Source organism: Nocardia sp. NPDC058518 (genome assembly GCF_042719655.1).
Classification (GTDB): domain Bacteria; phylum Actinomycetota; class Actinomycetes; order Mycobacteriales; family Mycobacteriaceae; genus Nocardia.
This window is the reverse complement of record NZ_JBHXNJ010000007.1, coordinates 55,690-78,779: the sequence shown is the minus strand read 5'-3', so window position 1 is coordinate 78,779 and position 23,090 is coordinate 55,690. Positions and strand designations below refer to the sequence as shown.

At 68.0% G+C, this 23,090-nt stretch carries 23 protein-coding genes and 1 pseudogene; 19 read left to right on the top strand and 5 right to left on the bottom strand.

All coding sequences use genetic code 11. The annotated features are described in order from the left end of the window. The coding region (locus tag ACFWPX_RS14995) for an NADPH-dependent F420 reductase (RefSeq protein ID WP_378927858.1) at nt 1-768 on the bottom strand (768 nt) is incomplete at its 3' end. Nucleotides 769-875: 107 nt separating this feature from the next. Here ACFWPX_RS14995 and ACFWPX_RS14990 point away from each other — a divergent pair. The 3 genes from ACFWPX_RS14990 to ACFWPX_RS14980 all read left to right on the top strand — a co-directional run bounded on the left by ACFWPX_RS14990 (nt 876) and on the right by ACFWPX_RS14980 (nt 3,311). Beyond that, the gene (locus tag ACFWPX_RS14990; RefSeq protein ID WP_378927857.1) at nt 876-1,256 is read left to right on the top strand and encodes a winged helix-turn-helix transcriptional regulator; all 381 of its coding nucleotides are present in this window, start codon (nt 876-878) and stop codon (nt 1,254-1,256) included. A 130-nt stretch (nt 1,257-1,386) separates the two neighbouring features. After that, nucleotides 1,387-2,625, top strand: coding sequence for a cell wall metabolism sensor histidine kinase WalK (locus ACFWPX_RS14985; protein WP_056816211.1), 1,239 nt, complete (start codon nt 1,387-1,389; stop codon nt 2,623-2,625). Next, a complete protein-coding gene (locus ACFWPX_RS14980; protein WP_056814516.1) occupies nt 2,622-3,311 on the top strand; it encodes a response regulator transcription factor in 690 nt (229 codons plus the stop codon). The genes ACFWPX_RS14985 and ACFWPX_RS14980 overlap by 4 nt, the downstream gene beginning before the upstream one ends. 194 nt (nt 3,312-3,505) lie before the next feature. On the opposite strand, the gene ACFWPX_RS14975 is transcribed toward ACFWPX_RS14980, so the two are convergent. Together ACFWPX_RS14975 and ACFWPX_RS14970 are read right to left on the bottom strand one after the other, a co-directional pair. Then, nucleotides 3,506-3,835, bottom strand: coding sequence for a hypothetical protein (locus ACFWPX_RS14975; protein ID WP_378913177.1), 330 nt, complete (start codon nt 3,833-3,835; stop codon nt 3,506-3,508). A 70-nt stretch (nt 3,836-3,905) separates the two neighbouring features. Beyond that, entirely contained in the window at nt 3,906-4,784 is an 879-nt protein-coding gene (locus ACFWPX_RS14970; RefSeq protein ID WP_378913178.1) for a hypothetical protein, read from the bottom strand. A 65-nt stretch (nt 4,785-4,849) separates the two neighbouring features. On the opposite strand from ACFWPX_RS14970, the gene ACFWPX_RS14965 reads away from it, so the two are divergent. From ACFWPX_RS14965 to ACFWPX_RS14920, 10 genes and pseudogenes are all read left to right on the top strand, one after another. Further along, on the top strand, nt 4,850-5,836 hold the full coding sequence (locus ACFWPX_RS14965; protein WP_378927856.1) for a hypothetical protein: 987 nt from the start codon (nt 4,850-4,852) through the stop codon (nt 5,834-5,836). 1,811 nt (nt 5,837-7,647) lie between these two features. After that, nucleotides 7,648-7,866 (top strand): annotated as a pseudogene (locus tag ACFWPX_RS14960) (hypothetical protein); the annotation flags it as partial. A 16-nt stretch (nt 7,867-7,882) separates the two neighbouring features. Beyond that, entirely contained in the window at nt 7,883-8,767 is an 885-nt protein-coding gene (locus ACFWPX_RS14955; protein WP_378927855.1) for a sugar phosphate isomerase/epimerase family protein, read from the top strand. Nucleotides 8,768-8,970: 203 nt separating this feature from the next. Further along, entirely contained in the window at nt 8,971-9,837 is an 867-nt protein-coding gene (locus ACFWPX_RS14950; RefSeq protein ID WP_378927854.1) for a thioesterase family protein, read from the top strand. A 28-nt stretch (nt 9,838-9,865) separates the two neighbouring features. Then, the gene (gene proC, locus ACFWPX_RS14945) at nt 9,866-10,684 is read left to right on the top strand and encodes a pyrroline-5-carboxylate reductase (RefSeq protein ID WP_378913182.1); all 819 of its coding nucleotides are present in this window, start codon (nt 9,866-9,868) and stop codon (nt 10,682-10,684) included. Between the two features lie 144 nt (nt 10,685-10,828). Next, entirely contained in the window at nt 10,829-11,110 is a 282-nt protein-coding gene (locus tag ACFWPX_RS14940) for a helix-turn-helix domain-containing protein (protein ID WP_228537168.1), read from the top strand. A 188-nt stretch (nt 11,111-11,298) separates the two neighbouring features. Then, nucleotides 11,299-11,400 carry a 30S ribosomal protein bS22 gene (locus ACFWPX_RS14935; RefSeq protein WP_003402602.1) on the top strand — a complete coding sequence of 34 codons (102 nt, stop codon included), beginning with the start codon at nt 11,299-11,301 and terminating at the stop codon, nt 11,398-11,400. 236 nt (nt 11,401-11,636) lie between these two features. Next, entirely contained in the window at nt 11,637-12,671 is a 1,035-nt protein-coding gene (locus ACFWPX_RS14930; RefSeq protein ID WP_378913183.1) for an NAD-dependent epimerase/dehydratase family protein, read from the top strand. Next, on the top strand, nt 12,668-13,684 hold the full coding sequence (locus ACFWPX_RS14925; protein WP_378927853.1) for a lysophospholipid acyltransferase family protein: 1,017 nt from the start codon (nt 12,668-12,670) through the stop codon (nt 13,682-13,684). The genes ACFWPX_RS14930 and ACFWPX_RS14925 overlap by 4 nt, the downstream gene beginning before the upstream one ends. 330 nt (nt 13,685-14,014) lie before the next feature. Further along, nucleotides 14,015-14,551 carry a hypothetical protein gene (locus ACFWPX_RS14920; RefSeq protein WP_378927852.1) on the top strand — a complete coding sequence of 179 codons (537 nt, stop codon included), beginning with the start codon at nt 14,015-14,017 and terminating at the stop codon, nt 14,549-14,551. 138 nt (nt 14,552-14,689) lie between these two features. On the opposite strand, the gene ACFWPX_RS14915 is transcribed toward ACFWPX_RS14920, so the two are convergent. Next, the gene (locus ACFWPX_RS14915) at nt 14,690-15,715 is read right to left on the bottom strand and encodes an HAD family hydrolase (protein ID WP_378913186.1); all 1,026 of its coding nucleotides are present in this window, start codon (nt 15,713-15,715) and stop codon (nt 14,690-14,692) included. 88 nt (nt 15,716-15,803) lie between these two features. Here ACFWPX_RS14915 and ACFWPX_RS14910 point away from each other — a divergent pair, with 88 nt between their 5' ends. The 5 genes from ACFWPX_RS14910 to ACFWPX_RS14890 all read left to right on the top strand — a co-directional run bounded on the left by ACFWPX_RS14910 (nt 15,804) and on the right by ACFWPX_RS14890 (nt 21,304). Then, nucleotides 15,804-16,085 carry a glutaredoxin family protein gene (locus ACFWPX_RS14910; protein ID WP_378913187.1) on the top strand — a complete coding sequence of 94 codons (282 nt, stop codon included), beginning with the start codon at nt 15,804-15,806 and terminating at the stop codon, nt 16,083-16,085. Between the two features lie 207 nt (nt 16,086-16,292). Continuing rightward, a complete protein-coding gene (locus ACFWPX_RS14905; protein ID WP_378913188.1) occupies nt 16,293-17,156 on the top strand; it encodes a redox-sensing transcriptional repressor Rex in 864 nt (287 codons plus the stop codon). 76 nt (nt 17,157-17,232) lie between these two features. Then, nucleotides 17,233-18,705 (top strand): glutamyl-tRNA reductase, encoded by a 1,473-nt coding sequence (locus ACFWPX_RS14900; RefSeq protein ID WP_378913189.1) that lies wholly within the window; start codon nt 17,233-17,235, stop codon nt 18,703-18,705. Beyond that, nucleotides 18,702-19,733: a hydroxymethylbilane synthase gene (gene hemC, locus ACFWPX_RS14895; RefSeq protein WP_378913191.1), complete on the top strand. Its 1,032-nt coding sequence runs from the start codon at nt 18,702-18,704 to the stop codon at nt 19,731-19,733. The genes ACFWPX_RS14900 and hemC overlap by 4 nt, the downstream gene beginning before the upstream one ends. Beyond that, nucleotides 19,730-21,304 (top strand): uroporphyrinogen-III synthase, encoded by a 1,575-nt coding sequence (locus ACFWPX_RS14890; protein WP_378913192.1) that lies wholly within the window; start codon nt 19,730-19,732, stop codon nt 21,302-21,304. Before hemC ends, ACFWPX_RS14890 begins: the two co-directional genes overlap by 4 nt. 56 nt (nt 21,305-21,360) lie before the next feature. On the opposite strand, the gene ACFWPX_RS14885 is transcribed toward ACFWPX_RS14890, so the two are convergent. Then, nucleotides 21,361-21,639, bottom strand: a complete 279-nt coding sequence (locus tag ACFWPX_RS14885) for a hypothetical protein (RefSeq protein ID WP_062988789.1) — start codon at nt 21,637-21,639, stop codon at nt 21,361-21,363. A gap of 252 nt (nt 21,640-21,891) precedes the next feature. Between ACFWPX_RS14885 and ACFWPX_RS14880 the strand changes: the two genes are divergently transcribed. Next, entirely contained in the window at nt 21,892-23,070 is a 1,179-nt protein-coding gene (locus tag ACFWPX_RS14880; protein WP_378927851.1) for a serine hydrolase domain-containing protein, read from the top strand. Nucleotides 23,071-23,090: the final 20 nt, after the last annotated feature.

Sequence of the window (23,090 nt, the reverse complement as noted above, 5' to 3'; positions counted from 1 at the left end):
GGGCCGCGGTCGCGCGGGCCCGGGGGCGGGGGGTTTGTGGTTTGCCTGGGCAGGCCGCCACCCCGGCCTCCCCATGAAATTGGGGTTTTTCCGGGGGGGGGGGCCCCCCCCCCCCCCCCACAGCGGTGGCAGCATGGCGCGGGCGTCGAGACCGCCGAACCAGAGGCCGACGGTGAAGACCGAGGTCGCCTCCAGGTATCTGGCCCGGTGCAAGCCGCCGGCGGGGAACGGTCGCAGGGCAAGATCTTCGGCGAGACGGGCCACTGTCCGTACTGCCTCGACGTCGTCGCCACAGATCGGGACGGCAAGGCGCGCACCGTCGAAGACCCGGTCGGTGCCCGCCCAGACCTCGGCGGCGAGCAGGTTGAAGGCCTTGACCACGTGGGCTTTCGGGGCGGCGGTGGCGATTCGTTCGGCCACCGCGTCCTCGCTCAGCACGAACGCGGTCACGCCCTCGGGCGCCGATTCGTCGGGAAGGAACGCGTTCGTGCAATCGATGACGATTTTCCCGGCCAGGTCGGGGCCGTGTGCGCTGAGCAGTTCGGTGAGTGCGCTTACCGGCACCGCCAACAGCACCACGTCGGCGAAGGCGATCGCCGCATCGATGGTCGCCGCGTGCACGTCGCCGTGCGCCGCGGTGATCTCGGCGGCGAGCGCACGCGCCGAGTCGGCCGAGCGGGCGCCGATACTTACCTCGTGGCAGGCCGCGGCCCATCCGCCGCCCAACGCGGCCGCCATCGCGCCGGCGCCGATGATTCCGATTCGCATGAGAACTCCTAGTGGCAGGTGCCGAGCCCGGTGGCATCGACCACATCGACGCTAGAAAGGCCGAAAGGCACCTGCGGGTGCCTTTCGGCGGTGGCACGCTGGGACCCATGACCACCGCCGAACCGGTGCAGTACCCGCCCTACGGTGCCTACGAGGCCGACTGTCCGGCGCGGATGGCGGTGGATCTGTTCGCGAATTCGTGGCTGCCGGTGCTGGTGTACCTGCTGCGCGATGGTCCGCTACGTCACAGCGAACTTCGCGCGGGTGCGGGCGGGATCAGCCAGAAGATGCTGACGCAGACGTTGCGGCGGATGGAGCGGATGGCGCTCGTACGCAGGCGCCGGTATGCGGAATCGCCACCGCGCGTCGAATACGAACTCACCGAAGTGGGCCGCGATCTGCTCGTTCCGATTTATGCGCTCGGCGCATGGGTCGACCGGCACGGGTCCGCGGTGACCACCGCGATGTACGGCGAACCGCCGGACTGACACGCCCGGCGAAGGTCCAGGTGCCCGCCGGGTGAACGGCAAAAGAACGCCATGCCAAGTGCCTGTGACCTGCGCGAAACTTCGTCGACCCGCCGACGTTATGTCGGTCCGCACTCGTACGATCAATCTTGTGAGTGTTCCGCAGGCAGTGCTGTTGGCAGTCCTCGCGGCTGTCGTCGGGCTGGCAGTCGGGGGCCTGCTGATCCCGTTCGTCAATGCCAGGCAAGCCGCCCGTACCCAGGAAGACACCGGGCTGACCATGTCGCAGGTGCTCGACCTGATCGTGCTCGCGTCCGAATCCGGCATCGCCGTGGTCGACGAATACCGCGATGTGGTGCTCGTGAATCCGCGCGCCGAGGAACTCGGCCTGGTCCGCAACCGGCTGCTCGACGAACGCGCGTGGGCGGCCGTGGAGAAGGTCCTCGCGACCGGCGAATCCGCGGAGTACGACCTCACCGCCAAGAACCCGCTACCCGGTCGCGGCCGGATCGCTGTGCGTGGCGTGGCCCGCAAACTCTCCCGCGAGGAAACCAGCTTCGTCGTCCTGTTCGCCGACGACGATTCCGAGCAGGCCCGCATGGAGGCGACGCGGCGCGACTTCGTCGCCAACGTCAGCCACGAACTCAAGACCCCCGTCGGCGCGATGAGCCTGCTGGCCGAGGCCATGCTGGAATCGGCCGACGATCCCGAGGCCGTGCGCCACTTCGGTTCCCGTGTGCTCGGGGAATCGCGGCGCCTTGGCAAGATGGTGACCGAGCTGATCGCGCTGTCGCGCTTGCAGGGCGCCGAGAAACTGCCCGATCTGGCCGTGGTCGACGTCGACACGGTGGTGCAGCAGGCGGTCGACCGCTCGCGCACCGCCGCCGAGGCCGCGGGCATCACCGTCAGCACCGACCGGCCAAGTGGGCTGGAGGTGCTGGGCGACGAAACGTTGCTGGTTACCGCGCTGTCGAATCTGGTGGAGAATGCGATCGCGTATTCGCCACAGGGTTCGCACGTGTCGGTGAGCCGGTCGCTGCGCGGCGATCATGTCGCGATGGCGGTCACCGATCGTGGCATCGGGATCGCCAAGGAAGACCAGGAACGGGTGTTCGAGCGGTTCTTCCGCTCCGACAAGGCCCGCTCCCGATCGACCGGCGGCACCGGGCTCGGCTTGGCCATCGTGAAACACGTGGCGGCCAATCACAACGGCGAGATCACCCTGTGGAGCAAACTGGGCACCGGCTCGACGTTCACGCTGCGCATCCCCGCCCATCTGGAAACCGATGGGGACGAGGACGCGGAACAGACGCCGGAGTCCACCACGAGAGAAACCACCGTCCCGCGCACTCTCGCGGGACGAACGAACGGTGTGGAGGCACGCAGATGACGAGTGTGTTGATCGTCGAAGACGAGGATTCGCTGGCCGAGCCGCTGGCGTTCCTGCTTCGCAAGGAAGGCTTCGACGTCACCGTCGTCGGCGACGGCCCGTCCGCGCTGGCCGAATTCGACCGCTCGGGCGCCGATATCGTGCTGCTGGACCTGATGCTGCCCGGCATGAGCGGCACCGACGTGTGCAAGCAGCTGCGCACGCGCAGCGGCGTACCGGTGATCATGGTGACCGCGCGCGACAGCGAGATCGACAAGGTCGTCGGCCTGGAACTGGGCGCCGACGACTACGTCACCAAGCCGTACTCGGCCCGCGAGCTGATCGCGCGGATCCGGGCCGTGCTGCGCCGCGGCGCCGGTGACGAGCTCGACTCCGGCAGCGAGAACGGCGTGCTCGAGGCCGGACCGGTGCGAATGGATGTGGACCGCCACACCGTGCACGTCAACGGTGGACAGGTCACCCTGCCGCTCAAGGAGTTCGACCTGCTCGAATACCTGCTCCGCAACTCCGGCCGCGTACTCACCCGCGGCCAGCTGATCGACCGCGTCTGGGGCGCCGACTACGTGGGCGACACCAAAACCCTCGACGTACACGTCAAGCGCCTGCGCTCGAAGATCGAAGCAGACCCGGCCAAACCAGAACACCTGGTAACCGTGCGAGGCCTGGGCTACAAGCTCGAAGCCTGACACCACCCCCCCCCACACCCAAAAGATCCCGCCGGCGCACCGGCGGGATCTTTTCGTTCATAAACGGAATGGCTGATCTAGCAAGAACATGGGTAACTCACCGGGCACGAGCCAACTCAGCTAACGACGCTGCCGCCGGCCGCGTGCCCGACTCTCCCCGCACCTAGATCTGGCCAAGAGTCGCGGAGAGGCGGTCAGAGCACGCTCCATGCGGTGCCCAGAGGGGTTTCGATCTTCTTCAGGGCGACAACTTCCACGCCGTCGAACTGCTTGCAGTCGTAGATCGGCACGTCGGTGCCGTTGCCGCGGCAGCCGATGGGCGAGGAGGTGCCCTTCGTGCTGATGATGATGTATTTGCCGTTCTTGGCGGCGTCGATCGCAGCCGGGTCGCTGTAGTTCACGAAGTCGGCCGTGAAGTCCGCGTACGCGGCCGGGTCACCGTTCGGTTCGGCATTGGCCAGGCCGGTCATGGAGAGGGTCGCGCCGATCGCGAGGGTCGCTGCGTAGATCGCTTTCTTGGACATGAACAGCTATCCAACCCGAGTTCGGTGACGGATGCACGACCTACAGGTGAACCTAATGGTTACGAGGCTTTCACTCCGCGTGATCCGATCTGTGAGATTCGGGATTCATCCGCTCGGCTTCGACCGTCGCCGGATGCACCGCGACCAGGCCGAGGCCCTCGCGTCGACGGCAGTGCTTGGCGAGTTCGTCGTATGCGGGCGCACCGAGCAGCTCACGCAGTTCCGGGCCGTAAGACTGCCAGACCGGCTTCGCGCCCACGTGGGCGTCGGGGGAGCCGGTGCAGTACCAATCCAGATCCAGGCCGCCGGGGCCCCAGCCGCGCCGGTCGTATTCGGTGACCACGGTGCGCAGGATCTGCACGCCGTCGGGGCGTTCCACCCAATCCTGGGTTCGCCGGATCGGCAGCTGCCAGCACACGTCCGGCTTCACCTCGAGGGGTTCGATGCCCTTGCGCACGGCCATGATGTGCAGCGCGCAACCGGGGCCCGCCGCGAAACCGGGGCGGTTGAGGAAGATGCAGGCACCGTCGAAGCGGCGGGTGCGCAGGGCCGGTTCGTCCTCGAGTTCGTCGAGTTCGAGGTAACCCTTCTTGACGACCTTGCCGTTCTCGGTGGCCTCGCCCATCAGCTGCCAGTCATCGGGTGTGAGCATCTTCACAGCGCCGTTGAGGCGCTTGCGGTCGTCCTTGTCGGCGAGGAAGGCGCCGTGTGAGCAGCAGCCGTCGTCGGGGCGTTCGGCGATGATGCCCTGGCAGGCGGGCGTGCCGAACACACATGTCCAGCGCGACAGCAGCCACGTCAGATCGGCGACGATCTGGTGCTCGTCGTTTGCTGGGTCGGTGAACTCGATCCACTCCCGTGGGAAATCGAGCTCGACCTCCGGGGCCGGATCGATCTTTCGCCCAGGTCGGAGCCCGGTCTCCGCGGTGCCAGATGCGCCTTCGGTCACAACTCTTGACGCTAACAGTTCAGTCGCCTGGCCTGTTGTACCGGATCACCAAGTACCGTATTCGTGTGCGGCTTGGTGTTCTCGATGTCGGAAGCAATACCGTCCACCTGCTCGTGGTGGACGCCCATCGTGGTGGCCACCCGATGCCGATGAGCTCGTCGAAGTCGGCTTTGCGCCTGTCGGAGAGCATGGATTCGATGGGGCGGATCACCGAAGAGGGCGAGGCGCGACTGATCGCGACCATCCTCGAGTTCGCCGATCTGGCCCGCAATTCCAAGTGCGTCGAGCTGATGCCGTTCGCTACCTCGGCTCTGCGTGAGGCGACCAATTCCGAGGAAGTGCTCGCTCGGGTCAGGTTCACGACCGGGGTCGATCTGCAGGTGCTCACCGGCGAGGACGAGGCCCGCCTGACGTTCCTCGCGGTGCGCCGCTGGTTCGGCTGGAGCGCGGGGCGGATCATGAATCTCGACATCGGCGGCGGCTCGCTCGAGCTGTCCAACGGTGGTGACGAGGAACCCGATGTGGCGCTGTCGCTGCAACTCGGTGCGGGCAGGCTCACCAGGGAGTGGCTGCGCGACGACCCGCCGGGCAAGCGCAAGATCGCGGTCCTGCGGGACTGGCTCGACGCCGAGTTGGTCGTCCCGTCCAAGACCCTCGTCGAGCCCGGAAAACCCGACCTGGCTGTCGGTACCTCGAAGACATTCCGTTCGCTGGCCCGGCTGACCGGCGCGGCACCCTCGGCCGCGGGCCCACGGGTGCGACGTACACTCACCAGCTCCGGTCTGCGCCAGCTGATCGCGTTCATCTCCCGGATGACCGCCTCGGACCGCGCGGAACTGGAAGGCGTGAGTTCGGACCGGTCCCAGCAATTGGTGGCCGGAGCATTGGTCGCGGAGGCGAGTATGCGGGCGTTGTCGCTCGACAGCATCGAAATCTGCCCATGGGCGCTGCGCGAAGGCCTGATCTTGCGCAAACTGGACTCCGAGCCCAACGGAGGTGGACCGGCCGCGGTACCGCCGGTCACGCCGGTCGTGGAAGTGGAGTCGGCATGAGCAGTGAGGATTCTAAGCAGCTATCGGTCGCCGAGCTGCTAGCTCGCAATGCCGCGCAGGGGGCCGCACCCGCTGCTTCGGGCGGCGGTGGACGACGGCGGCGCAGTGGGCGCGGGCTCTCGGTCAACGATCTGACCGGCGAGAACGCGGCGGTGAAACCGAACTCGCATGCCGCGCCCGCGCCACCGGCGCCGGAACCGCCACCCGCCTACGTACCACCACCTGCCTACGCGCCGGAGCCCGCGCCGAGTTACGAACCGCCCGCGAGTTACCAGCCCGCGCCCTACCCGCCGCCCGGTCCGGCCGAACCGGCCTTCTCGCCGATGTCGGGCCCGATCACTCGATTCGACCCCGATGCGGGGTACTCCGCGCCCGATCCACTCGGTCTTGCCGAGCAGCGACCGGCGTCGGATCCGTTCGGGCCGTTCCGGGCCGAAGCCCGCGATGCGGGTTCCCGTGCGGGACGCGGTCCGGGCCGACTCGGCGTGCCAGGGGGTCCCGCACAGCCGGTCGATCCCGGTATCGCCGAGATGTTCGGCTCCGGTGCGCTGCCCGCGGTCGGTGGAGGCAGACGACATCGGCCGGAAGAGCCCGATGTCGCCCCGTATCCCGAGCCGCCGAAGCCGCCGCCGGTAACCGGTGGACGGGCGGCGCGCAGGCGGGCCGCCGAAGCGGCCGAAGCCGCGGAAGAGGCCATGGAGCCGAGCCCGGCGCCGCGTCCGGCGTTCGACGCGCCGCTGTACGAGGCGGGCATCGACGCGCCGCAGGCATTCATGGGTCGTCCGGGGCAGTCGCGCGGACTCGACGATCTCCCCGATATCGGCGGTTTCGACAGCCGCACCGGATCGGGTTTCGATGAGCGCCGGGGCGCCTTCGACAGCCGGCCCGCACCGGGGTTCAACGGCAGACCGGGCGAGTCGTTCGACGGTAGGCCCGCGCCGGGCATCAACGGGCGCCAGGGCACCGAGCCGGCGCGAGGTTTCAACGGGTCGGGTCGTAACGGGCTCCCCGAGTCGACGCCGGGTTTCAACGGACAGCCTCCGGCGCCGGGGTTCAACGGGTATCCGCCGAATGCCGACGCCACACAGGCCTACAACCTCGCGCCGGGTGTCGATGCCCCACCGGCACGCGGCGCGGATCAGCGCCCGTCGCTGGATCGCAGGCGGGGGGAGCCGAAGTCCGGCGGGCTGCCGTCGTGGTCGGCGCGCAGGCATCGTCCGGACAAGTCAGCGCCCGCACCGGAGAGCGGTGGGTTCCCGACGGCCGCGTGGTCGCCGGTCAGCCAGGAGCAGCCGCTGGTGTCCGGGCAGTCGGTGGCCGGGGATCTGCTGCGGCAGCGAGCCGATCGTGGCGCCGACGCGCACACCGAGATCGTGCATCGCGTCGGCGCGAACCAGACCGATGACGAGGACACCGACGACTACGCCGAGTCCGATTACGTCGACCGCGACTACGCCGACAACGACTACTCCGACGCCGACTACGCCGAATCCGATTACGACGACGACGCGGCGTTCGACGATGACGACGACTACGACGACGACTACGAACCGAAGCCGACCAGGGCGAGCAGGCGCGCGGCGACCAAAGCCGCCGCGGCGAAGGTGGCGGGCCGGGCGTCGAAGGTGGCGGACCGCGTCAAATCGAAGACCGCGGGCCGTGCCGAGTCGCGGGCCGCGAGCCGGCTGTCGGGCAATCGTGCGGGCGGGTCGGTAGCGAGCCGCGCCGCCCGGGTTTCGAGCATGGCGCGCGGCGGTGGCGGCAACGACAACCGCCGCCAGTGGATGATCCTGGGTGCGCAGAGCGCGGGCGCGGCGATCGCCGGAATGTTGCTGTTCAAGGGCTTCGAGACGATGTGGGAAACGCTGCCGTGGGTAGCGCTTGCCCTGGCGATGGTGGTGATCCTCGGCCTGGTGGCGCTGGTTCGCATCCTGCGCCGTACCGACGACATCTTCAGCACTGTGATCGCCGTCGTCGTAGGCGTCTTCGTGACGCTCGGACCGCTAGCCTTTCTCCTCAGTACCAGCTGAATACAGGGAGTGGGCTGTGGGGAACGCACGGGCGGACATCGCGATCGGGCTGTCGACGGCCTCGGTGTATCCGGAGAACACGCAGGCGGCGTTCCGTTATGCCGCCGAATTGGGTTACGACGGTGTGGAATTGATGGTCTGGGCCGAGCCCGCCAGCCAGGACATCGCGACCGTGCAGTCCTACGCGAAGCGCTACGGCGTCCCGGTGCTGGCCGTGCACGCGCCGTGTCTGCTGATCTCCCAACGGGTGTGGGGCGCCGACCCGGTAGCCAAGCTGGAACGCAGCGTGCGCACCGCGGAAGCGCTCGGCGCCGACACCGTGGTGGTGCACCCGCCGTTTCGCTGGCAACGCCGCTACGCCAGGGGATTCGCCGATCAGGTCGGTGAGCTCGAGGCCCATCACCCGGTCAAGGTGGCCGTGGAGAACATGTTCCCGATGCGGGCCGACACCCTGTTCCGCGACGGTGCCGTGCGCAGGCTGGAACGTCGCGCGGGCCCCGGACGTGCGGTGAGCGCGTTCAGCCCCTCCTACGATCCGACCGATACCGGCTTCGACCACTACACCCTCGACCTCTCGCACACCGCCACCGCGGGCGCCGACGCGCTCGAGCTGGCGCGCCGGATGGGGGAGGGTCTGGTCCACCTGCACCTGGCCGACGGGCGCGGCGCCGCGCACGACGAGCACCTGGTGCCCGGCGACGGCACCCAGCCGTGCGCGCAACTGTGTGAACATCTGATCGACACCGGTTTCCGCGGCCACGCGGTCGCCGAGATCAACACCCAGAACGCGCGAACCACCGCCGAACGCTCCGCGCAGCTGGCGCGCACCCTCGAATTCGCGCGCCGTCACCTCACCGGCGCGACCCCCGACCCGAAGCCCCACCACGCCGACCTACCGTGACCGACCTCCGCGGGCTCGTAATCCCCGTATGTCCCTACCCAAAGGGGCCCGCCCCGATCTGGACTGACCGGAGGGTGCGACGAAGGAGTACCCGGAGGGAGGGAAGATCGGGGCCTCAGGGGCCCCGCTCGAGCGCGCCAGCGCTCCAAAAACACAGTCTTGTACGCTGTACGAATTGCTGTGCCCCTCGACCAGGAGTGACGATGACGCGAGAACTCGCGACCGACGCGCCGTTCAGCCAGGTCCTCGACCTGACCGAGCTCACCACCACCGATGCCGAGACCGGCCGCTACGCCGGCGTCATCGCGCCCACCTGGACCATCGGTCCCAAGGTGCACGGCGGCACCATGGTCGCGGCCACCGCCGCCGCGGCGACCCGCTGGCTCACCGAGGCCGACGAATCCATCGCCCAGATGGCGCCCATCGCGGCCAGCACCGACTTCCTCGGTGCCCCCGACCCCGGCGAGGTCGAATACGCGGTGCACATCCGCAAGAAGGGCCGCCAGATCTGCCTGGCCGACGTCGATCTGATCCAGAACGGCCGCACCCTCGTCCGGACCGCGTTCACCTTCGGCCACCTCGACTCCGCGGAAACCCGCTGGAGCGGTCCCGATACCGACATGCCGGCCGAGCCGAGCGATCAGGCCTTCCGGTACACCGCCGATTCGCCGATGGGCAAGATCGTGCACGTCAGCCAGGGCGCCCACATGGTGATCGACTCCACCTGGGGTGAATTCCTGCGCGGCGAGACCGGCCCGCCCCGGTTGCGGCTGTGGATCCGCCCGTTCGACGGCGACGAATCCGATCCGCGGGCGCGCGCCGCCTTCGCGATGATGGCCGCCGACATCAGCCCGCCCGTCCCGATGAACCTCGGCCACTTCGGCTGGTCGCCGACGGTCCAGATGACCACCTACCTGCGCCGCATCCCCGCGCCCGGTTGGCTGCGCGTCATCGCGACCGCCCGTGAGGTCGGTGAGCGGATGTTCGACGAGGACCACCTGGTGATCGACTCCACCGGTGCCGTCGTCGCCCAGAGTCGCCAGCTAGCCCTGATCCCGGCGGCACGCTGAGGCCACCGGGCCAACTAACCTTGTCCGCATGACGAGAATTGCGGTAATCGGTGGCGGTCGGATCGGTGAGGCGCTGGTGGCCGGATTGTTGGAATCCGGCCGGGCGACCAAGGACCTGGTCATCGTCGAGCCGCTCGCCCCGCGTGCCGCGCAGCTGGCCGAGCGTTTCAAGGTGCGGGTGAGTGGATCCGTCAGCGACGCGGTGGTCGGTGCCGACATCGTGGTCATCGCGGTCAAGCCCGGTGTGGTCGACTCGGTGCTCACCGACCTGTCCAAGGCCGATCTGGACAGCGGTAGCGACCAGGTGCTGGTCTCGCTGGCCGCCGGTGTCTCCACCGCGCGGCTCGAGTCGAAGCTACCCGCGGGCTTCGCTGTCGTCCGCGTCATGTCGAACACCCCGATGCTGGTCGGGCAGGGCATGTGTGTGCAGTCGCCCGGCCGCTATGCCAAGCCCGAGCAGCTGGAACAGGTCGGCGAGATGCTCGAAGCCGTCGGCAAGGTGGTGACGGTGCCCGAATCGCAGATGGACGCGGTCACCGCGGTGTCGGGCTCGGGGCCCGCGTACTTCTTCCTCGTCGTCGAGGCGATGGTCGATGCCGGTGTCGGGCTCGGCCTCACCAGGGAGGTGGCAGCCGAACTGGTCGTGCAGACCATGATCGGATCGGCGGCCATGCTCGACGAAACCGGGCAGAGCCCGGCCGATCTGCGGGCCGCGGTCACCTCGCCCGGCGGCACCACCGCCGCGGCGCTGCGCGAGCTGGAGCGCGGTGCGCTGCGCTCGACGTTCACCGAAGCCCTACACGCGGCGAAGCGGCGCTCTGCCGAACAGGGCGCAACGAACGAGTGACAAACGGGTACTCGGTTTGAAAACCGATTTCTCACACCCGTCGCAGTAATCCCACTGGTCCCGCTAAGCTCGTAGAAGCACGTGCGTGTCTGTTCCGCTGGTGGGGAAGCCGGCGGCGCGGGCGTGCCGGAGGTCAATGGTGCCATGATGTCTGCGAACAGAATGTCAAGTAATCCATCGGCGTCGGGCGGTGGTTCGGGTTCGCCCGCTCCGCGGGTCGGCGCCACCCCGCAAACGGTGATCGGCGGTGGCACTCAGTTTCTCACCGTCGCCGAAGTCGCCGATCTCATGCGGGTGTCGAAAATGACGGTGTACCGGCTCGTGCACTCGGGTGAACTGCCCGCGGTGCGTGTCGGACGCTCGTTCCGAGTGCACGCGAAGGCGGTGCACGACTACCTGGAGACGTCGTACTTCGACGCCGGATGACGTAGTTCGGCCAGGTACAAGGGCGGTTTCGTTGCTGCTCGGGTGCCCCGGTAGCATGGACAACTGGTTCGTGTCCGCCTGCCGGTGGCACCGTTCGTGGTGTCCGGTTGCCCCGGCGGCGCGGACGCCAAACGACGCACGTGAACACCGCGTGTGTATGCCGAGTAGAGAGAACGCGAGGAAACCCTATGGGTTCTGTGATCAAGAAGCGCCGCAAGCGTATGTCGAAGAAGAAGCACCGCAAGCTGCTTCGCCGCACGCGTGTTCAGCGGCGCAAACTCGGCAAGTAAGCCAGCGTGCCTGCGACGAGCCCGTCACCTTCGAAGGTGGCGGGCTCTCGCTGTGAAAAGCCCGGGTTTGTGAATCTCACTGTGCGGGGACGGATCATCCTCGTTAAATGCTTGTAGATCGTGACGGCGAGTGGCGCGAATGCGGCTACTCTGGTACGCGAAACACGATGAGCAGGGGGCTTTGAGTGGGGTCAGGTACGAGTTCCGATACACGGGAACGACACGCGCCGAGAGTTGTGCTGGTCACCGGTGCCAGCCGCTTCTTCGGTGGCAACGTCGCGGCACGGCTGGCTGCCGAACCCGGCGTCGAACGTGTCATCGCGGTGGACACCGTCACCCCCAGCCGTGAGCTCCGCCGAAAAATGGGTAGTGCCGAGTTCGTGCGCGCCGATATCAGGAATCCGCTCATCCGCAAGGTCGTCGAGGGCAACGACGTCGACACTGTGGTGCACGCGGCCGTGCTCACCCGTCCGCCCGCCGGTGGCGGTCGCGCGGTGATGAAGGATCTCAATGTCCTCGGCACGATGCAATTGCTCGCCGTGTGTCAGAAGGCGCCGTCGGTGCGGCGCGTGGTGGTGCGGTCGTCGTCGGCGGTGTACGGCTGCAGCGCCAAGGATCCGGCGAAATTCACCGAGGAAATGGGCGCGCGCACTCCGCCCGCGGGGTGGTTCGCGCGCGACATGATCGATATCGAGGCGCTGGTGCGTGGAATGGCGCGGCGCAGGCCCGATATTTCCGCATCGATTCTGCGTTTCGCGCCGATCGTCGGTCCGCGCCTGGCCGATCGGGGCGTGCAATATCTGCGTTCGCCGATCACCCCGACCGTTCTGGGTCGCGAAGCCCGACTGCAATTGCTGCACGAGGAAGACGCGGTCGCGGTGCTCGTGCACGCGGCGCAGCGTGCACACGGTGGAACGGTCAATATCGCCGGTGACGGCGCGCTGGCCATGTCGCAGGCGATCCGCCGAGCCGGGCGCATCGTTGCCCCGGTTCCCTTTTTCGTCTTCCGCACAGTCGGTCGCTCGCTGATGGGCCCGATCATGCGCGGATTCAGTGGCGAACAACCCGACTATTTCTACTTCGGCTGCGGGCTCGACACCACCCGTATGCGTACCGAACTCGGTTTCACCCCACGCTGGACCACGGTCCAGGCTTTCGATGATTTCATCGCGGGCGCAGCGTTGCGACCCGTCTTCGATCCGGCTTGGATCGACGCCGCGGAACACAAACTGCTCGGCCTCATCGGGGCCGGTTCAGGAGCGCATACATGAACGAGGGAGCGAAAGTCATTCGTCTCGACGTGAATGTCGAGGCCCGACACCGACCGCAGACCCGGCGATGGCCGGATCAGCCGATGCAGGCGATGCCGGTCACCTCCCTCAGCGAGCGTCGGCCGGGAATGCCCGCGCGGCCGCCGAAGTCGCTGACCGACATCGTGCGCGATGCCGTCGGCGAGCAGATCGAACGGACCGCGGAATTCGCGCGCCGCAGGCTCACCGGGGACTACCAGGTCGACGAGTTCGGCTACGACCGGCACCTGCTGGAATCGGTCATCCTGCCCGCGCTGCGGCCGTTATCCGACTACTGGTTCCGCGTCGAAGTGGCCGGCATCGAGAACGTGCCCGCCGTCGGTGGCGCGCTGTTGGTCGCCAATCACGCGGGCACGGTGCCGATCGACGGTCTGATGCTGCAATTGGCCGTGCACGACAAGCACCCGAATCAGCGGGCGCTGCGTTTGCTGGCCGCCGATCTCATCTTCGAGATGCCGCTGCTCGGTGCGCTCGCGCGCAAGGCCGGGCACACGCTGGCCTGCCATCCCGATGCCGAGCGGCTGCTGCGCTCGGGCCACATCGCGGGTGTGTTCCCGGAAGGGTTCAAGGGCATCGGCAAGAACTACGCCGACCGGTACAAGCTGCAGCGGTTCGGTCGCGGCGGTTTCGTGTCGGCGGCGGTGCGAGCCGGGGTGCCGATCATTCCCGTGTCGATCGTCGGTTCCGAGGAGATCTACCCGAAGCTGGCCGATATCAAGCCGCTGGCCCGGCTGCTCGGGCTGCCGTATTTCCCGGTGACGCCGCTGTTTCCGCATCTGGGACTGCTCGGCGCGGTGCCGATGCCGTCGAAGTGGTACATCGAGTTCGGTGAGCCGATCGCGACCACGGCGTTCGAGCCGGAAGAGGCCGATGACCCGATGACGATGTTCGAGGTCACCGACCAGGTCCGCGAGACCATCCAGCAAACCCTGTACAAGCTGCTGGCCAAGCGCCGGAACGTGGTTATGGGCTAGTTGTCCCGGTGGCGGGCTCGTTTCCGCCTCCCCGCGTATTCAGCGGGTCGTCCGGCAGCTCGACCGGTGGCAGTCGGTCTCGCGTCCTGCGCTGGCAACGCCCGGTCGGCGGCCTCGGCGGGGCCGGTCGCTGATCATGACCATGTCGTCGACGTGGCCATCTTGCTCATTAGTAAGTTTTGGGCAGGTGGTTGGAAACGGATTGGTCCTCGCTGTCAATGTGAAATAGATCACAAAAGTTGCCTTTGAGTCGATATGGCTATTACTAATAAGCCGGTCGACATTCGATCGGTCCGGGTTGGGGGGCAAAAGGTCTAGAGGGAGTTCTTAATGTTCAAGCGCTCAACTCGCAATATTCTTCTCGGTGCACTGCCGGTGGTTGTGGCGGTCACCTTCGCTGGAAGTGGTGTCGCGTCGGCGGATGCCTACGCCGACCAGCAGGCTCAGCCGGCCACGGCGATAGCCGTCCAGGGGGACAGCTACGAGACCGCCATCGCCGAGTTTTCGTTCGGATCCGCCACCCCGGCGGGCGCAGCGATTTCGCAGGACGCCGAGCTTTCAGGCGAGGTCCCTGTCTCGGAGGTGGCCGATCCCGTGGTTTCGCATGTGATCGAGGCCGAGTTGCAGGATGTCGCGACCGATCCGAAGGCCGCGAACTCCGACCCGGTGGTCAACGGTGCCCTCGCTGGTGCCGGTATCGGTGCGCTCGCCAGCCTGGTCAACTGCCTCCCGTCCGTGATCCTGTTGGGCGTGGGCTACCCGATCTGCCTCATGCTCACCGCACTCCCCCATGCGGTCGTCGGTGCCATAATCGGTGGCGTCGTCGGCCACGTGAACCCCGAGGTCATTCCGCAGGTCATGCCCTGAGAGGGCGGGTCGGCAGGTAACTGTCCCCGGCTCTGGGACTCCCGGTGCTGCTGCGTGAAAAACGCAGTCGCGCCGGGAGTCTCGCTATTTGTCGGGGATCGAGTCCGGGCGTTCTCGCCTGATCAGTGGGTTGCGATCTCAGTTGTCGCGGTGGCGGGCTACCACCGCTGCTACTGCGCCTCCAGCGGCGCCCAGTGCGAGTGCGGTGGGGACGCCGATTTTGGCTGCCTTGCGGCCGGTGCGGAAGTCGCGGATTTCCCAACCACGGTTCTTCGCGACCTCGCGCAGGTCGGAGTCGGGGTTGATGGCGACCGCGGTGCCGACCAGCGACAGCATGGGAACGTCGTTGTGGCTGTCGGAGTAGGCGGTGCAGCGCTTGAGGTTGAGGCCTTCGCGGATGGCGAGGGTGCGCACCGCGTGCGCCTTGCCCAGCCCGTGCAGGATGTCGCCGACCAAGCGGCCGGTGAACTTGCCGTCGACACTTTCGGCGACCGTGCCGAGGGCGCCGGTCAGGCCGAGGCGTTTGGCGATCACGTTGGCGAGCTCGACCGGGGTGGCCGTGACCAGCCAGACCTGCTGGCCCGCGTCGAGGTGCATCTGGGCGAGCGCGCGGGTGCCGGGCCAGATCTTGTCGGCGATGATCTCGTCGTAGATCTCCTCGCCGAGCGCCGCGAGTTCGGCGGTGGGGCGGCCCGCGATGAAGCTGAGCGCCTTCTCCCGGCCGGAGACCATGTCGGAGGAGTTCTCCTTGCCGGTGACCCGGAACTTCACCTGTTTCCAGGCGACGTCGACCAGGTCGGAAGTCTTGAAGTACTTGCGCGCGGCCAACCCTCGGGCGAAGTGGACGATCGAGGCACCCTGCACGAGGGTGTTGTCGACGTCGAAGAACGCCGCGGCGGTGAGGTCGCGAGGGGCCTCGGGGCCCGCGTCGGCACCCTGCTCGGCGAGCTCGGCATCGTGGAGCTCGAGCGCGGCGTCGGCACTTGCCTCGCCGGCCAGGTTGGCGCGTAGCTCTTCATCACTCGGCCCGAACGGGCTGCGTGGCAGCCGTGCGAACTGTTCCTGCAGTTCCTGACCGAGGCGGCTGGGCTGCCACCGCGCAGGGAACTCCCCGAATCGCCCTGCGACGAATCCGGCCCTAGTCACCTTCGAACGTTCCGGCACCAGTACCCTCCGCTAGTCGCGCGAACCATGTCCACAGTAACCGGCTGCACCGACAACCCGCTGCGGGCTCGAGGATTAAATAGGGCTCATGACTAATCCCACATCGACGGTGACCCTGTTGACTCGCGCTGGTTGCGGCCTGTGCAGCACCGCACTGGCGCAATTGCAGACGATCTGTGGTGATTTCGGTCTCCCGGTCGCCACCATAGACGTCGATGAAGCCGCGGTCAGCGACCCGGAACTGCGTGCCGAATACGGTGATCGCCTGCCGGTGGTCCTGTTGAACGGCCGTGAACACAGCTATTTCGACGTCGACGAGCCCCGTTTGCGGGCCGACCTGAGCCGGATCGCTGGTCGCGACGGAAAATGAGGCCGAATTCACCGACTTTGTGAACGCCTGCACAAGCGGTTACGGTGGTGACACGCAATCCGCACCGCCCCTGGCACGCAGCGGCGGTGGCCGGGTTTGTACCGCCCCTATGGCACCGGTCGCGCTCTCGTAATCGCAGCGACCCACACCGGTGAACGAAACAGAGGAACCGGACCGCGATCAGGCCCGGAACGAGGAGCCGACGACGTGACAGAGCAGCACGAGACGCCGAGTGGCGTCTCCGGCAAGGCTCTTGTGCGGGACATTCCGCAGGCCACGGTGACTCGTCTCGCTACCTATCTCCGTGTTCTCGCCGGGTTGGCCGACGAGGGTGTAGTCATCGTATCGAGTGAGGAACTCGCTGTCGCGGCGGGTGTCAATTCGGCGAAGCTGCGCAAGGATCTTTCCTTCCTCGGACCCAACGGTGTGCGGGGTGTCGGCTATGACGTAGCCAAGTTGCGCACCAGGATCGAAGATGTGCTCGGACTGTCGCAGGGACATCGGGTAGTGCTGATCGGCGCGGGCAATCTGGGCCGCGCTCTGGTCGGTTACGGCGGATTCGGGGTACGAGGCTTCACCGTGGTCGGGATCTTCGACAACGACCCTTCGGTGATCGGTCAGTCGTACGCCGGTCTCGTCGTGCGCGATGTCGAGCAGCTGACCGGCCAGATCCCGGCGCTCGCGCCGACGATCGCCGTGGTGGCCGTGCCAGACGAGGCCGCCCAGGACGTGTGTGACCGGCTCGTCGCCGCCGGACTGCCGTCGATTCTGAGCTTCGCGCCACTGGAACTGCGCGCGCCCGCGCATGTGCAGGTTCGCCGCGTCGACCTGGCGATGGAACTGCAGATGCTGTCCTTCGACGCCGCCCGCAACGACGCGACCGCCCTGCCCGAGGTCGCCGAGGTCGGCTCCGGCCGCGTCGCGCGCCGGGTACCGCCGCCAAGCCATCTCACGCACGCCGCACCGGTCGAACCGGCCCGTGGCAGGCCAGCGCGTCGCACCGCGCCGCACTCGGCCACCCCCCACTCGGCAACGGAGCCAAGCACCAAGGGATCGGTGATCACGCCATGAGCGAGCGCCAGCGAGCGAATCAGCAACACCGCGTGCGGACGCGCATGACGAAACCGGGCGGCGGCGAGGTGCGGTCATGAGCGTTCTTCTCGTCGGTATTTCGCATCGGAGTGCCCCGGTCTCGGTGTTGGAGAAGGTCGCGATCAGTGACTCCGATCGGCCGAAGCTGGTGGATCGGCTGCTCGCCTCGAGCCATGTGTCCGAGGCGATGATCGTCTCCACCTGTAACCGGGTAGAGGTCTACGCGGTGGTCGACGCCTTCCACGGCGGTCTCGGTGAGGTGAGCGAGCTGCTCACCAAGCATTCCGGACTGCCGCTGGGCGATCTGACCAGGCACGCGTACGTGCGCTACAGCGAAGCCGCGGCCGAGCATCTGTTCGCGGTCGCCAGCGGTCTCGACTCGATGGTCGTCGGCGAGCAGCAGGTGCTCAGCCAGATTCGCAGTGCCTATGCCAGCGCCGATGGGCAGCAGGCGGTCGGGCGCACGCTGCACGAGCTGGCGCAGCACGGGTTGCGAGTCGGCAAGCGGGTGCATTCGGAGACCGGGATCGACCGGGCCGGAGCCTCGGTGGTGTCGGTGGCGCTGGACCGGGCGCGCGGAATTGTCGGCGATCTCGCCGGGCGGACCGCGGTGGTGGTCGGTGCGGGCGCGATGGGCGGACTCGCTGTCGCGCATCTGTCGCGGGCCGGGATCGGGCGCATCATCGTCGTCAACCGGACCCTCGAACGCGCACAGCGCCTCGCCGAGACCGGGCGCGCCATGCACGGTGTCGATGCCGAAGCGGTCGAGATGTCGAGGCTCACCGAGGCCATGGCGGGCACCGATGTCGTGATCACCTGTACCGGCGCGGTCGGGTCCGTGGTGACCCTGGCCGACACCCATCGCGCGCTCGCGGACCGGGCGCGCACCGACGCCGCCGAGCGTCCGCTGGTCTTCTGCGATCTCGGCCTGCCCCGCGACGTGGAGCACGCCGTCGCAGGCCTGCCCGGCGTCGCCGTGATCGACATCGAATCGCTGCAGCGCGATCCGGCCGCGGGTGCCGCGGCCGACGACACCGCCGCCGCGCGCCTCATCGTCGCCGACGAACTCGCCAAATACCTTGCCGGGCAACGCATGGCGGAGGTCACCCCCACGGTGGCCGCACTGCGTCAGCGTGCCGCCGATGTGGTGGAGGCCGAACTGCTCCGCCTCGATTCGCGGCTGCCCGACCTGGCCGACCCGGCCCGCGACGAGGTGGCGCGCACGGTGCGCCGCGTCGTCGACAAGCTGCTGCATGCGCCGACGGTGCGGGTGAAACAGCTGGCATCGACGCCGGGCGGCGACAGCTACGCCGAAGCGTTGCGTGAGCTGTTCGAACTGAAACCCGGTGCGGTACAAGCGGTTGCCGCGCCGATGGAGGTCGCCGCGGGCGAGTCCGCGCTGGCCGACGACTTCACCGCAGGCCACCTCGGCGATGGGCCGTCACGCTTGACCGAGTCAAGACCCGACACAGGCAGCATGCGAAACCACGCAGCGCCGCTCGGGCATGCGCAGGAGGAAACCGCATGACCACGACAGTGCAGGAAGAGGACACCGTGACCGCAGGCAGCACCAGTGCGCCGTGGCGGATCGGCACGCGCGGCAGCCTGCTCGCGCTGACACAGGCGGGCACCATCCGTGATGCGCTGATCGCGGCGGGGCAGCCCGCCGAACTGGTGGTCATCAAGACACCGGGCGATCTGTCGTCGGATCCGGTGCAGAAGATCGGTGTCGGTGTATTCACCTCCGCGCTGCGCGACGAGCTCGCCGCGGGCGGCATCGACATCGCGGTGCATTCCTATAAGGACCTCCCCACCGCGCAGGACCCGCGCTTCACCATCGCCGCGATCCCGCCTCGCGAGGACCCGCGCGACGCGCTGGTGGCTCGCGACGGCATGGTGCTCGGCGAGTTGCCCGCCGGTGCCCGCGTGGGAACCTCGGCCCCGCGCCGTGCCGCGCAGCTGCGCGCACTCGGTCTCGGCCTCGACATCCTTCCGCTGCGCGGCAATATCGACTCCCGCCTGCGCAAGGTGAGCGAGGGCGAACTCGATGCCATCGTCATCGCCCGCGCCGGCCTGTGCCGGATCGGGCGCACCGACGCGATCACCGAATCGCTCGAACCCGTGCAGATGCTGCCCGCCCCCTCGCAGGGTGCCCTCGCGGTCGAATGCCGCAGTGACGACCCGCAATTGATCGAGATACTCGCCGGTCTGGACGATGCCGCGACCAGAGCCGCGGTGCTCGCCGAGCGTTCGCTGCTCGGTGAGCTCGAGGCAGGCTGCACCGCACCGATCGGAGCGCTCGCCGAGATCGTCGAGTCGATCGACGAGGACGGCCGGATCTTCGACGAACTCTCGCTGCGCGGCTGTGCCGCCGCGATCGACGGCTCCGACGTTCTGCGCGCCTCGATCGTCGGCGCGCCGAGCGACGCGGCCGAACTCGGTCGCACGCTGGCGCGCGAACTGCTGGACCTGGGTGCTCGCGCATTGCTGAGCGTCACAGACGAACCGGCGCCCACCGACTTCACTAATTCCAGCCCGATGGAGAACAACCGATGAGCAGCAGCCGAGCTACCAAGAAGCAACCAGGGCGGATCCTCTTCGTCGGATCCGGCCCCGGCGACCCGGCCCTGCTGACCGTGCGTGCCCGTGAGGTGCTCGAGCGGGCGATGCTGGCGTTCACCGATCCCGATGTCGACAAGGGCGTGCTCGCCCTGATCGGCATCGCCCATGAGGTGGGCGAGGACGGCGAGAGCCCGGTCGACGTGCGGCCCGCCCTCGGCGAACCCGCCGAGGTGGCCAAAACGCTGATCGCCGAGGCGCGCAACGGTCACGACGTGGTCCGCATCGTCACCGGCGACCCGTTGACCACCGATTCGGTGATCAACGAGGTCAACGCCGTCACGCGTTCGCACATGGTGTTCGAGGTGCTGCCCGGCCTGCCCAACGGCTCGGCCGTGCCCAGCTACGCGGGCATCGCGCTCGGCTCCGGGCACACCGAGGCCGATGTGCGCGGCGAGGTCGACTGGTCGGCGCTGGCCGCCGCCCCCGGCCCGCTGGTGCTGCACGCCACCTCGGGACACCTCGCCGAGACCGCGAGCGCGCTGGTGGAACACGGTCTTGCGCCGCAGACTCCGGTCGCCGTCACCGTGCGGGGCACCACTCGTCAGCAGCGCACCATCGAGGCCACGCTGGCCTCGCTGAACAACGCCGCTTCCGAGCTGGTCGGCCCACTGGTGGTCACTGTCGGCAAGGAAGTCGACAAGCGCGCCAAGATGTCGTGGTGGGAATCGCGTGCCCTCTACGGCTGGACCGTGCTCGTTCCGCGCACCAAGGATCAGGCGGGCGAGATGAGCGAGCGGCTCGTCACCCACGGCGCGATCCCGATCGAGGTGCCGACCATCGCGGTGGAGCCGCCGCGTAGCCCCGCCCAGATGGAACGGGCGGTCAAGGGCCTGGTCGACGGGCGCTACCAGTGGGTGGTGTTCACCTCCACCAACGCTGTGCGCGCGGTGTGGGAGAAGTTCGCCGAGTTCGGTCTCGACGCCCGCGCGTTCTCCGGTGTGAAGATCGCCTGCGTCGGTGAGGCCACCGCGGAGAAGGTGCGCTCCTTCGGCATCAACCCCGAACTGGTGCCCAGCGGCGAACAGTCCTCCGAGGGCCTGCTCGCCGACTTCCCGCCCTACGACGACGTTTTCGACCCGGTGAACCGGGTGCTGCTGCCGCGCGCCGACATCGCCACCGAGACCCTGGCCGAGGGTCTGCGTGAGCGCGGCTGGGAGATCGACGACGTCACCGCCTACCGCACGGTGCGCGCCTCGCCGCCGCCCGCGGAGACCCGCGAGATGATCAAGACCGGCGGTTTCGACGCGGTGCTGTTCACCTCGTCCTCCACGGTCCGCAACCTGGTGGGCATCGCGGGCAAGCCGCACGCTCGCACCATCGTGGCCTGCATCGGCCCGAAGACCGCCGAGACCGCGATCGAGTTCGGTCTGCGCGTGGACGTGCAGCCCGAGTCGGCACAGGTGGGCCCACTGGTGGAGGCGCTGGCCGAGCACGCGTCGCGCCTGCGCGCCGAGGGCCTGCTGCCGCCGCCGCGCAAGAAGAGCCGCCGCAGCAGCAGCCGCTGATCTGCGCAGATACCCCGAAAGCCCGCCCGCGACGGCGGGCTTTCGGCGTATCAGGGTCATCGGCTGTAGCGCAGCAGCGTGCGCACCAGACGACAGGTGGCATCCGACGGCGGACGGATGTCGATCTTCTCGGCGGTGCGCCGAATCGTCTCGTTGGTGGCCTGATTGGGTAGGTACACACCGGAATCCAGCAGGGCGATCGTCAAACGCATGGCCTTGAGCCGACGATTGTGCGCCACGTACCAGCGGCGCGGACGGCCCGCGGGCAGTCGCTTCTTCTCGAGCGGCACGTACGGCGCGGTGATGAAAGTGGTCTGAGCGGCAATGGCATTCATTCGGCGTCCTCCCGTTGCGTTTGGGTCCCGCCCCCGATCGTCGGAACCCTCGAACACGCTTTCGATTATAGCGAGGGGTACCGACAGGTTTCGGTGATCTCGCGCGGAAGCCATTGAGCTCCACTGGGTTTCGATGTTATCCACAGGTTCGCCGGGCCCGGTTGCCGACCTCGACGCAGCGCTGCCGGTGGTGATTCACCAGTTGCTGTCGGACCGCTGTGGTCTAGTAGCAACGCAACCCGAGGAGAGGCGATGACGGTGGACGAGATCGACAAGCGGCTCGGCGCGCACGTCGCCGCGGACGAACTGCTGGGTCTCGCCTGGCTCATCGCAGCCGGCGACGACGTAACCACCGGCGCCATCGGCCATTTCGACACCGCACGCGAAATACCTGTCCGTACCGACACGATCTTCCGGATCTCCTCGATGACCAAACCGCTCACGGCGGTCGCGGCCTCGATCCTGATCGAGGACGGCGTACTCGACCCGACCGAACCGGTCGACAGGCTGCTTCCCGAACTCGCCGACTTACGGGTGCTCGCGAACCCCGCCGCCGAAGTCACCGACACGGTCGCGGCGAACCGCCCGATCACCGTCGACGACCTACTCACCTTCCGCCTCGGCTGGGGCATGGATTTCGCCGACTTCTCACCCAAACCACTCGACGCCGTCTGGAGCGACCTCGACCTCGGCTGGGGCCCGCCGACACCCGCGCGCATGTTGCCCCCGGACACCTGGCTGCGGCAACTCGGCACCTTGCCCCTGCAATATCAGCCCGGCGAACGCTGGCTCTATCACGTCGGCGCATCGATCCTCGGCATCCTGGTCGCCAGGGCAGCGGGCAAACCGCTCTCGGAATTCCTGGCCGACCGTGTCCTGCGCCCACTTGGCATGACCGATACCGGTTTCTCCGTCCCGCCGGACAAGCTGGCCCGCTTCGGCCCGCACTACGCGGACATCGACGGCACCCGCACCGTCTTCGACCCGGCCGACGGCCAATGGAGCACCCCACCCGCCTTCGAAGGCGGCGGCGACGGCCTGGTCTCCACCCTCGCCGACTACCACCTCTTCGCCCGCATGCTGCGCGACGGCGGCGAACTCGACGGCACCCGCATCATGTCCGAACAGGCCGTCAACGCCATGACCACCAACCACCTCACCCCTGAGCAACTGTCCCGCGGCGGCCCGAGTCCCGACGGCAGCGCGGGCTGGGGATACGGCGTCGGCGTCCAATTACGCGACCTCCCCGCCGGTCCCCGCGCAGGTGCCTACGGCTGGGACGGCGGCCTCGGCTCGACCTGGTCCAACGACGGCGCGGTAACAGCGATCCTGCTGACCAACCAGGCATGGAGTTCCGCCGGTCCGTCCCCGGTCTTCGCTACCTTCGAGCAGATTCTGGGCGAACTGGCCCGCGGATCCGACCCGATATAGGCGCTGCGGCGACCAACTGG

Coding starts and splice junctions, on each gene's coding strand:
- ACFWPX_RS14990 (WP_378927857.1), top strand. CDS start 876: ATGACCACCGCCGAACCGGTGCAGTACCCGCCCTACGGTGCCTACGAG.
- ACFWPX_RS14980 (WP_056814516.1), top strand. CDS start 2,622: ATGACGAGTGTGTTGATCGTCGAAGACGAGGATTCGCTGGCCGAGCCG.
- ACFWPX_RS14975 (WP_378913177.1), bottom strand. CDS start 3,835: ATGTCCAAGAAAGCGATCTACGCAGCGACCCTCGCGATCGGCGCGACC.
- ACFWPX_RS14950 (WP_378927854.1), top strand. CDS start 8,971: ATGACGCGAGAACTCGCGACCGACGCGCCGTTCAGCCAGGTCCTCGAC.
- proC (WP_378913182.1), top strand. CDS start 9,866: ATGACGAGAATTGCGGTAATCGGTGGCGGTCGGATCGGTGAGGCGCTG.
- ACFWPX_RS14940 (WP_228537168.1), top strand. CDS start 10,829: ATGATGTCTGCGAACAGAATGTCAAGTAATCCATCGGCGTCGGGCGGT.
- ACFWPX_RS14935 (WP_003402602.1), top strand. CDS start 11,299: ATGGGTTCTGTGATCAAGAAGCGCCGCAAGCGTATGTCGAAGAAGAAG.
- ACFWPX_RS14925 (WP_378927853.1), top strand. CDS start 12,668: ATGAACGAGGGAGCGAAAGTCATTCGTCTCGACGTGAATGTCGAGGCC.
- ACFWPX_RS14920 (WP_378927852.1), top strand. CDS start 14,015: ATGTTCAAGCGCTCAACTCGCAATATTCTTCTCGGTGCACTGCCGGTG.
- ACFWPX_RS14910 (WP_378913187.1), top strand. CDS start 15,804: ATGACTAATCCCACATCGACGGTGACCCTGTTGACTCGCGCTGGTTGC.
- ACFWPX_RS14900 (WP_378913189.1), top strand. CDS start 17,233: ATGAGCGTTCTTCTCGTCGGTATTTCGCATCGGAGTGCCCCGGTCTCG.
- hemC (WP_378913191.1), top strand. CDS start 18,702: ATGACCACGACAGTGCAGGAAGAGGACACCGTGACCGCAGGCAGCACC.
- ACFWPX_RS14890 (WP_378913192.1), top strand. CDS start 19,730: ATGAGCAGCAGCCGAGCTACCAAGAAGCAACCAGGGCGGATCCTCTTC.
- ACFWPX_RS14885 (WP_062988789.1), bottom strand. CDS start 21,639: ATGAATGCCATTGCCGCTCAGACCACTTTCATCACCGCGCCGTACGTG.
- ACFWPX_RS14880 (WP_378927851.1), top strand. CDS start 21,892: ATGACGGTGGACGAGATCGACAAGCGGCTCGGCGCGCACGTCGCCGCG.